The 9,272-nt window shown below is 59.5% G+C and carries 12 protein-coding genes; 2 read left to right on the top strand and 10 right to left on the bottom strand.

Annotation, left to right across the window (positions count from 1 at the left end):
- The 10 genes from BI344_RS20960 to BI344_RS20920 all read right to left on the bottom strand — a co-directional run.
- On the bottom strand, positions 1–940 hold a 940-nt coding region (locus BI344_RS20960), incomplete at its 3' end, for a hypothetical protein (RefSeq protein ID WP_139167099.1).
- 131 nt (positions 941–1,071) lie between these two features.
- Positions 1,072–1,773 carry a hypothetical protein gene (locus BI344_RS20955; RefSeq protein WP_071114739.1) on the bottom strand — a complete coding sequence of 234 codons (702 nt, stop codon included), beginning with the start codon at positions 1,771–1,773 and terminating at the stop codon, positions 1,072–1,074.
- Between the two features lie 8 nt (positions 1,774–1,781).
- Positions 1,782–3,392, bottom strand: a complete 1,611-nt coding sequence (locus BI344_RS20950; RefSeq protein WP_071114738.1) for a hypothetical protein — start codon at positions 3,390–3,392, stop codon at positions 1,782–1,784.
- Positions 3,393–3,402: 10 nt separating this feature from the next.
- Positions 3,403–4,344 (bottom strand): hypothetical protein, encoded by a 942-nt coding sequence (locus tag BI344_RS20945; protein ID WP_071114737.1) that lies wholly within the window; start codon positions 4,342–4,344, stop codon positions 3,403–3,405.
- 64 nt (positions 4,345–4,408) lie between these two features.
- Positions 4,409–4,765, bottom strand: coding sequence for a M23 family metallopeptidase (locus BI344_RS25570; protein WP_071114736.1), 357 nt, complete (start codon positions 4,763–4,765; stop codon positions 4,409–4,411).
- Positions 4,766–4,779: 14 nt separating this feature from the next.
- Positions 4,780–5,142, bottom strand: coding sequence for a M23 family metallopeptidase (locus BI344_RS25565; RefSeq protein ID WP_071114735.1), 363 nt, complete (start codon positions 5,140–5,142; stop codon positions 4,780–4,782).
- Positions 5,139–5,891 carry a hypothetical protein gene (locus tag BI344_RS20930; RefSeq protein ID WP_071114734.1) on the bottom strand — a complete coding sequence of 251 codons (753 nt, stop codon included), beginning with the start codon at positions 5,889–5,891 and terminating at the stop codon, positions 5,139–5,141. Before BI344_RS20930 ends, BI344_RS25565 begins: the two co-directional genes overlap by 4 nt.
- Before the next feature lie 156 nt (positions 5,892–6,047).
- A complete protein-coding gene (locus BI344_RS20925) occupies positions 6,048–6,593 on the bottom strand; it encodes a hypothetical protein (RefSeq protein WP_071114733.1) in 546 nt (181 codons plus the stop codon).
- The gene (locus BI344_RS25020) at positions 6,493–6,822 is read right to left on the bottom strand and encodes a hypothetical protein (protein WP_139167096.1); all 330 of its coding nucleotides are present in this window, start codon (positions 6,820–6,822) and stop codon (positions 6,493–6,495) included. Before BI344_RS25020 ends, BI344_RS20925 begins: the two co-directional genes overlap by 101 nt.
- Before the next feature lie 152 nt (positions 6,823–6,974).
- Complete coding sequence (locus BI344_RS20920) at positions 6,975–7,379, bottom strand: lytic transglycosylase domain-containing protein (RefSeq protein ID WP_071114732.1); 405 nt, start codon at positions 7,377–7,379, stop codon at positions 6,975–6,977.
- Positions 7,380–7,739: 360 nt separating this feature from the next.
- On the opposite strand from BI344_RS20920, the gene BI344_RS20915 reads away from it, so the two are divergent.
- Entirely contained in the window at positions 7,740–8,003 is a 264-nt protein-coding gene (locus tag BI344_RS20915) for a helix-turn-helix domain-containing protein (protein ID WP_071114740.1), read from the top strand.
- Entirely contained in the window at positions 7,981–9,117 is a 1,137-nt protein-coding gene (locus tag BI344_RS20910) for a site-specific integrase (protein WP_071114731.1), read from the top strand. The genes BI344_RS20915 and BI344_RS20910 overlap by 23 nt, the downstream gene beginning before the upstream one ends.
- The last annotated feature ends 155 nt before the right edge of the window (positions 9,118–9,272 follow it).

Raw genomic sequence — 9,272 nt, 5'->3', positions numbered from 1 at the left:
CCAACACCACCAACAAGGGAAACAAGGTGATGTAGGCCAGCAGGCCCCAACCGGTTTCCGCCCGGCTGTGCACCAGCGAGTCGCCGTCCGGCAGCATGTGAAAGATCATCCACAGCGGCGACGCCAGCGCCGCCACCACCAGCCAGATCACCCACTCCAGCGTCATCAGCACAAAGTAGATGGTCGGCACCGAAGGCAACAGCATGGTCAGCACCATGCCCGCCATGATCGAGGTCTTGGCCATCATGGTGGCGACATCCGCCATTCCGCCGCCGGCTATCGATTTGACCGCATTGGAAACCATCCCGCTCTGGGCGCTTTCGTTGGCGGTGCTCTTGTCGCACTGGCTGCCGTCGCCGCTGCCGCGCTTCTCGCAGACCAGCATGTTCAGCGTGGTGGTGCCGAACATGTTCAACATCCCGCCCAGCCGCTGAACCGCATCAAACGCGCCCACGTCGTAGGCGCTGTTGCCCACGCCGAAAAGCAGGCTGCGCAGTATCCGGTTTTCAACACTCACCTGCAGTTCGCCCAATACGGACACGGTGCCGGCGTTGGCCGCCTGCATCAAGCCGCCGATGCCGGACAAAACCCCCTGCACCGAAAAATTGAACGCCTTGAACGCGCGCTTGAAAGCCATCCGCGTCTGATCGTTCAACGCCATGCCGGCGCGGGTTTCATCGCCGATGTCCTTGAAGTCGAAACTCGGCTCGCCGGAATAATAGATGTAGTTGTCGATTTCGCCGCTGACCGACGAATATTTCTGATAGAAATTGCCCAGCCCCGGCCAGCCCAACTTCTGCACCGCCTTGGTGTTTTCCTTGATCACATCGGTCATGTCCATGTCGATGGCGCTGTTCATCTGCGTCAGATACGTCCCCGCCAGAAGCGCCAGCGTGCGCTCGTCCAGCACTCCGCCCAACCTGCTCAAGGTGGCGGACAACGTGGCTTTCAGGGTGTTATTGGCAGCCTCAATCTTCTTGCATGGGCCAACAAGGGTGCCGGAATTGCAATCCGCCTGGCCCGCGGAGTAACCATCCGTCGTGCTGCTCGAACTCGGAGTGGCATTCGAATTCACCGACTTGGGGTTTTGCGCGCCGCCGCAAAGGTCGGACAGGGAGATCCCCGTCCCCGTACTCGCAGCAGCCCCGGTGGCGACTCCCCATAGTTGCATGGCCACGCCGACAGCCCCCCCGTCACGCCGGAACCGGTGTCAGGACTGGTTTTGGCAGGGCTGCCGTTTGCCCCCAGATTGCTGGCGGTATTCATGCAGACCGCCGCCGCGGTAATGGTGGCGAACGCGGTCGCCGCCGCTTCGGTATTATTCAAAAGCGACGCCGGCTTGGTATGGACATAGCCGCTGCTGGGCAGAAAGATTTTCTCCGCCAGCACATTGGCCGCCTCGTTGCCGATATAGTTGCCGAGCAAGGCCAGCCCCACCACCATCACCTGGATGGCGGACAAGCCGCCCGGCACCACCGGCGCGGAAAACATCAGGCCACCCACACCGCGCAGCGGCACGATCACCGCCGACCAACGCTTGCCCAGCACCACCCCCTCCTGGGAGGAGTAGATCAAGCCCATGCCCAGGATGTAGAACGTGATCAAGGGGGTGAACCACAGCGCGACATCGGCCGCCAGCGCCATGCCGGTGGTCATCGGGACCGAATTCACGCCGGTGGTGTGGATGCCGTAATAGGACAAGGCATCGCTGCCCAGCACCCGTTCCAGAAATACGAAGCCGATGCCCTTGGCTCCTTCAGTCAATACACTCATACCCCCTCCTAGCGACCGTTAATCGCACCTATCGGTGCCCCCTGGCTCAAACCCGCCAGTTGTTGCTTGCGTTCGATATTGCCCAGCATTCCGGATGACGCGGCGAACAGCCGCTCGAACCGCAGCTGGGACTGGAATGTCTGCATCTGCACCTCGGTCGACAGCTGCTTCAACATCACCCGGCAACCGTTCGCCTGCCCCGTGCTGAGCCCGTTAATCACCGCCGGCGTGAACATCTGGATGGTGCTGGCCAGCTGGGTGATACGGTCCTGCGCCATCCAGCCTTCCATATAACTGCCATAACTCTGGCTCATTACCGAGGCCAACTGCGCCCGCACCGCCACCTCCTCCTGATAAGCGGACGTACCCGGCTTGGCCGTGAACGGCGTATTCGGCTCAAGACCCAGCGTGAGCCAGGCATTGCGGCGGGTGTTTTCCCGCTCCGCAGCGCCCACAGGCTGCAGCCTGCCGTCCGGCCCCAGCCGCGGACCCACCACGTAAGGCTGCATTACCGCCGCACGCCTCTCCGCCGGGTAACTACCCACCCAGCCGTAAAAAGCCGTCGGCTGGTCGCCGCCGTAAGACCACTCCGCCAAGCCGCCGCGCTCCTGCCGGGCATACTGTTCGATGACCTGCTGATTGGCGCGCACACCCCCAGAAGTGCCAAACTCGGACGAACCATCGCTATTGGGATAAGCCGGCAGATTTTGCTTGCCCCAGGTCAGGTCCTCCTGTTGGCGCTGCATGGCGTTGTCGAAACCCAGCTTCTTGAGATACAGCTCGGCCTCTTTCTTGATCTGGTCGATGCGGTGCTTGATGTTGTCCAGTTTCTGCTTCTGGGTTTGGTACCAGCTGATGTAGGGGCCGATATAGGGGTAGTTCTTGACGATTTCGGAAGTAATCCTGGTGATGATGTTTTCCTGGATGATCTTCTTGATCCACTTCTTGAAGTAGTCAATGGCCTGCTGCTTCGCATAGTCCACCACGCTGTTGACCATGGACTGCACAAACGAGTCCCGGTCCAGATTGCCCAGGTATTGCACGATGGGGTTCTTCGACCCCCACACCACGGCGTCCGCCGCCCGACCGGCCACCACGGGAAACATCTTGCTCATTTCTTGCGAGATCGCCTGGTTGGGCATGTTGGCCAACACCTGCGGCGGATACTTGCCCAGAATTTGCTGCACTAACCCGGCATTTGCCTGAGCCACCAGCTCATTCGCTAGCGCATCCGGCATGCCGTAATAATCCAGGCTGACGGCATCCTCCAGTTGCGGCCGCATCCAGGAAAAATCGCCCACCGCCTCGCGATAGGCTTGGTTTGCCTCGGTGTCCGGCAAACTACTGGCATCCTGCCGCAACTTGGCTAGCTGCCGCTGCACATACGCCTCGCGCAGCATCGGGTAATTGGCCATCACCTGGCTTTGCGCCAGCGCCTGCAGCCGCTGCGCCAGTTCAGCTTGCGTCTGGCCGGCCGACGGCCCGTAAGACGATGCCGAAGCCTCTGCCCTGGCCATTGCGATGAAACCGGGCAAGCCCGGCGCCATCTGCATGCCCAGCAGGCAGGCCAGCGCCGTTCCCGACACCCCCTGCACCCACTTGCATCCGGCCACGGACACCACGCCCTCCTTACTTGGCATAGCTCTGGACCGCCTGGCTCTGGCTCAGCCTGCGCAGTCGGTCGCTCATGGCCAATCGGGCATTGTTGGCGGCCATCACCGCCAGCAGGCGCTCCTGCCGCAGCGACGATTGATACTGGCTGAGCAAGAGGCCGGACTGCACGGCCAGCAATTGCACCTGGGCCTTCATCGCAGTGCCCGGGTTCATGTTTTCAATGGTTTGCTGCGACATGGACAGCAACACATCGGACACGGTCTTCACCTCCTCCGCCGACAAATCGTACTGGCGGTAGCTGTCGTAGGCCACCAACTGGGCGGAGTTGTAGCCAATGCGGCGCGCTTCATACTCCTGCGCCGCCGGATTGCTCTTGATCTGCCCGGCGGCAACCGGCGGCACCGGCTCCAGACCGATGGTGAGTTTGGCGTTGTAGTCGGCCAGCTTGCGATCCTCCGCCGAGGGGACATCTCCAGGCGCAAACGACAAGGGCTGCTGCACCTGCTGCTTCTGCTGCGGCGTGGCACTCTGGAACCATGCCGCCAGCGCGCCGTAATAGCCCTGGATCGCCGTGTTCTGGTCCATATTGCCGGCCATATTGCCGGTAACCGCCTGCAACTGGGCCGTCATGCCGCGCCGCGCCGACATCGCGGCGCCGGGCGAGCCGGTGTTGTTGGCGTCGGCAGGCACCTCGCCGGGAGTCGGCAGCGACTTGCCGCACCAGATGTCGCACTGCTGCTGGCGGTTCTTGTCGGACTCTTGCCCCATCTTGTCGCGCATCGCCTCCCCCTGTTGCCTCATCACGTCCATCTGCTGAATCATCGCGGCGAACTGCTGATACTGCTGCTGCAGGATCTGGGTCACCTGGTTCAGTATCTTGCCCAGGATGTCGTTGGACAAATCCGCCAGCGCCAGCGTCGGAGCCAGCGCCAGGCCGCCCCCCAATAGCAGGACCAAGACTTTCCTCTTTAATGGCAGTGAATTTAATTTTTGTTTGATAGTCATCACATCAAACCTTTTATCAATAGGGTTTAGACGTACGGCCAGGTTCGTCCAGGCGCCAGCCCTGGCTCGTCACCGGCGGCGGCTGTATCGGGCAGGCATCCCATACCGGATCGGGCGCATCGCTGTCCTTGGGCCATTCCACCGTGTTGTTCTCATCACCGGTACTCTTGGCTTCGCTCTGTTCCGGCATCGACACGTCGCCGCCGCACAGCATGCCGGTGGGCCCTCTTGGCGGGAACGGATTCTTGTAAACCAGGTAATGCGCCTCCCAATGCAGATTGGGGCCGGTATTGTTGCCGCCGGTCATGCCGGAATACCCCAGCAGATCGCCGGTATGCACCCGCTGCCCGCTTTTCACCGCGATCGAGTTCAAATGCAGGTAGCGGGTCAGGTAGCCGTTGGATGCTTCAGATTGATGAAGTTGCCGGCGCTGTTGACGTTGAACGCCACCCGCTCCACCACGCCGTCGGCCGGCGCATAAATCGGCGTATTCGACGGCAGGCCGATATCGTCGCCGTAATGCGGCCGCGTGGTACCTAGCGCGGGATGCTTGCGCGCGGCCGAAGCGGGACTGGTCACCCGCACCGAACCCTGAAACGGTTTGGCGAAACAGAATCCGGCAGCGCCGCCTCCGCCCTGCGGCAAGTTGATGCCATCCGCGCCCGCGCTGCCGGAAGACAGGATCACCGCCGTGCTGCCAGCGGCAATTGCCGTCAGCGCGGCAAAAAAGCAAAGCAGGAATGTCTTCATTTTTCCAAAGCATCCATCTTGCGCCAAACCTCGCGGGCGGCGCCTATCGCCTGGCGGTGCCTGAGATAATAGGCATCGTCGGATGCGTCATGCCGCAGTCGGCTGAACAGCGCCTTGCTCAAATCGTCGGCCAGAATGGCACAGGCCGGGCTGTCCGGCCTCTGCATGGCCGGGTCGTATAAATCCAGACTTGGCGATGTGACAGCCGCCACATAATCAAAGCGGTTGAAGCGAATCGAGGACAAGTAGGCGTTGCGGCGCGCGCGCGCCTGCTCCGCCTGCCGCTCCAGCCTATCCCAAAGCGCTTGCTTCTCCTTGGCCATTACAGACGGTTTCCGACAACGCGGCGCCGCCGGCCAATCGTCGCTGCCCAGCTCCACGCACCACTCGGACGCCGGGCCGGCCAACTGATCGAACTTGGCGCGCACCATCACCGGCTCCGCATTCCCCAGCGTTGAAAACTGGTAGTTGTAGCGAAAATATTCTCCCGCCATCTTCCGGCACCCCGCCTCGTACATGGCGCCGCTCAACACCATCACCGCCTTGTCCCGACGGCCGCGCATCTCCTGCATGACGCCTGCCGCGCCGTTGCGGTCCAGGAAACCGGAAAACGCCTTGTGCGGCCGGATGCGCGCCACCGCGCCGCTTGCGGTCGACTCAAGCGCCCGCGTCGCAATCGCATCGGCTTGCGGATCGCCAACCGCCTCGGCCCATACCGGCGCCGACGACAGCACCAACGTCAGCAGCACAAGTAAGTCAGCTTTCATACCGTCCCTATAAAAGTTTATTATGGTGAATACTACATCAAACTTTATTTGAATGGCAGCAAAAAATTTTGCCCCCTCCAACTTAGAATACGAAACCTCCGGCAACACGCCGGCCGAGCCGGCCGGCGCGCTCTGCCGTCACTCTCCTGCGATTGGCAGCTTCTTTTGCCGCACACCCTTGCGCCGAGGCGGCGGCGCCGGAATCAGTGATGAATTCAGCGCCGCGATGTCCATGAACTCATGCAACATATCCAGGCTGCGAGTGGTGGCCTCCTGCTTGACCGCGATATTCTTCTCTTCCATCAGCAACGTTTCGCGGATGGCCGCCAGAATCTCGCTTTTGCCGCGCAGACTCTTGTCCTCATCGATATCGTCCAGCTTGCTCAACAGCCGCTGCAGCACCGCCAACGATCCATCGCGCTCCTGTTCGGCCTGATGTTCGTACGACTTAAGCAAATCATCCATCTCGCGCGCAATGATCTGAACCTGCGGCTCCGGCTTGACCTGCTTGCGCTCCCAGTGCGACACCGCCACCTTGCGCCGGCCAAACAGCTGGGCAAACGAGTCCTGATTGATCGACAACCTAAGCCTGAGCGTGGGCATGTCGACCTGACCGAACGGAAAACGCTCCGGATGCGCGGCATACCAGCGCACCAGATTGGCGATGGCGCCATCCACCGGCATATCGGCATTTTTTCTTGACGATGGTAGACCACCGCCCATGCGTCTGGATGCCCAGCGCCGCCAGCGCCTGCGCCACGGTCGCGCCGAAGTAGTCCTTGAAAGCGTCCAGATCCCGTCCGATGATCGGCCTGTCCTCCGGAAAGGTCAGCACCACCGGAAGCCTGGACTCAGCCGGCTCCTGGCCTTCTTCATGGCGCTCAACCGGAAGAAGCGATTCTTGTTGATTCATCTTTACCCCAATACATTCATGCAATACACACAAGCCCGGAATGGATGCAGTATACCTCACCCCCTCCGGAACCACTTCCCGGCAGCCATAGGGTCTTTTCCACCATCACCGCCCCTTGTATCACCGCGGCCGCCGCACCGTTCCAGGAAAACCTAACCCCAGCCAGGGTATTCCTGCTTGAGAGCCGCCCAAATTTTCAACACATGCAAGGCATAAGGCCTGGCGCGCGACGGATTCGGACTATGGTAAGCGCCAATGCCCGCCTCCCAGCTGCCGCGCCGACGAACCTCGGTCGACAACAACCAGGCTGCCACATGCGCATTGACGCAGGGATCATACAGGCGCGCGCGGTCTATCCCATAGCGCGCCAGCTTGGGCAGCCAGAAGTCATTGATCTGCCAATAGCTGATGTCCACGCTGCCATTGCTGTTGCGCCCGGTTACATAAGGATTGCTGAACTGCACTCCGGATTCCTTGACTTTCAACGCCATCAATAGCAGATAGGGCACACCGAAGCGACCCGATGCATCCAGCGCGCAGTTGGCGGTGCGCCGCACGTCGAAATGCTCCGGCGGCGCCTCGGCCCGGACAGCGGGGCCAAGGCTAGCAGCATCAGCAACTGGAGGATTCGCTTAACCATTTGCTCATTTTTTATGTTTAACATCATAATCATTATATTAAACTTTTTAAAAAACAGGAAATGACCTCAAGCAAACCGACGCTCCAACGCATGCATCTTGCGCTTCCCCACCTCATCGCCATTTTCCATGCATGCCACACCCTCCATAGGCTCCCACAGCATCACGCCCCCGCATCCAGCATGCTTGGCAGACATTTACCGCCAAGAATTCCAACTATAATTGGAGGACGCCAAACATACCCCCCTCGACAATTTCGTCCTAATTCGAAAGGCCGGGATGAACAGCCAGAATATCTACAATATCGCCTTCGGAATGGTTTTACGCGACCTCAGAAAACAAAAAGGCTACTCTCAAGAAACCTTGGGCTTTGAAGCCAATCTCGCGAGAAACTATATATCCCTGATGGAGCTGGGTCAGCGCTCTCCGACACTGGACACACTGATCGCCCTTTGCTCCGCGCTGGACATCCCCTTCCCGGCCCTCGCCATGCTGATCCAAGCGAAGACAACCGAGACACATGGAACCAGACCAAAAACTTAAAGAAACGCTTTCCATCTACCGTGACCGGATTTCCATCCTCAAAAAGGGATATGCGCAAGAGCGCTACCGCATTGACCAAATCAGCCGCTCCTTTCTAGGCGACATCATTACCCGGGAAATCACCAGCGTAGACATCGCCACTTACCGCGACCAACGCCTGGCGCAGGTCAATCCCAAAACGCAAAAACCACTGTCCACGGCCACCGTGCGGCTGGAAATGTCGCTGCTCAGCAACTGCTTTGATATTGCGCGCATCGAATGGGGCCTGTGCGATATCAACCCCGTGTCCAATGTCAGAAAACCGAAAATTCCGCCGGGCCGCGACCGCAGAATGACTCCGCGCGAGGAAAGACTGATCCTGCGTTACGCGCATGCTCACTCCAACCCCGAGTTGTACTCCATCATCGTCATCGCCCTGCAGACTGCGATGCGCCAAGGGGAGATCCTGGGCATGCGCTGGGAGTACATCAACCTCAAAACCCGGGTGGTGCACCTGCCGGAAACCAAAAACGGCAGCAAACGCGACGTGCCGCTCAGCCTGAAAGCGCGCGATGCGCTGATCAGGCTGGGAGTGAAAAGCAAGGGCAAGGTGTTTTCCTACAGCGCGGCAGGCCTGAAATCCACTTGGCGGCTGATGAACCAGTCGCTGGACATCAAAGACCTGCACTTCCACGACGCTCGCCACGAGGCGATTTCGCGGCTGTTTGAACTGAACAGCCTCGACATGATGGAGATTTCCGCCATCTCCGGCCATAAATCGCTGAGCATGCTCAAGCGCTATACCCACCTGAAAGCGCATAAGCTGGTGAGAAAGTTGGAAGGCAACAAAAACAAAGGCAAGCAGGTAGTTCTAGACCACATGGTCCCCTACCCCGCCCTCATCCTGCGGCGCAAGGATGCCGTCACTATCCGCCTGCTGGATTTCGACGATCTGCAGGAAACTGCAGCGGATGAACATCTGGCAGTGCGGCTGGCGCAAGATGCGCTGTTAAGAAGACTAATGACCAATATGCGCGACGCCATCCCCATCCCGCCAGCCGACCAATACCTGGACAGCGTGGATGAGCGGCACATCATCATGATCGACCCCCTAGCTTGCCACAGTACGCTTTAAGACAAATTTACCGAGAAAGTATTAATCAAATGGCATTTAAAAATTCAAAAAAAGATAATTAATTCAATTAAAACAATGGGGTTTTAGGGTCACCGCACTACAATCTGGGACGATCTTGCCAATCCGGTCGGTGGGCAAAAAGCAAAACAGATACA

This window comes from Chromobacterium sphagni (genome assembly GCF_001855555.1).
Classification (GTDB): Bacteria; Pseudomonadota; Gammaproteobacteria; order Burkholderiales; family Chromobacteriaceae; genus Chromobacterium; species Chromobacterium sphagni.
The sequence above is the reverse complement of the archived record's forward strand: the minus strand, read 5'-3'. Positions and strand labels throughout refer to the sequence as shown.

Coding starts and splice junctions, on each gene's coding strand:
- BI344_RS20910 (WP_071114731.1), top strand. CDS start 7,981: ATGGAACCAGACCAAAAACTTAAAGAAACGCTTTCCATCTACCGTGAC.
- BI344_RS20955 (WP_071114739.1), bottom strand. CDS start 1,773: ATGAGTGTATTGACTGAAGGAGCCAAGGGCATCGGCTTCGTATTTCTG.
- BI344_RS25565 (WP_071114735.1), bottom strand. CDS start 5,142: ATGAAGACATTCCTGCTTTGCTTTTTTGCCGCGCTGACGGCAATTGCC.
- BI344_RS20915 (WP_071114740.1), top strand. CDS start 7,740: ATGAACAGCCAGAATATCTACAATATCGCCTTCGGAATGGTTTTACGC.
- BI344_RS25020 (WP_139167096.1), bottom strand. CDS start 6,822: ATGAATCAACAAGAATCGCTTCTTCCGGTTGAGCGCCATGAAGAAGGC.
- BI344_RS20925 (WP_071114733.1), bottom strand. CDS start 6,593: ATGCCGGTGGATGGCGCCATCGCCAATCTGGTGCGCTGGTATGCCGCG.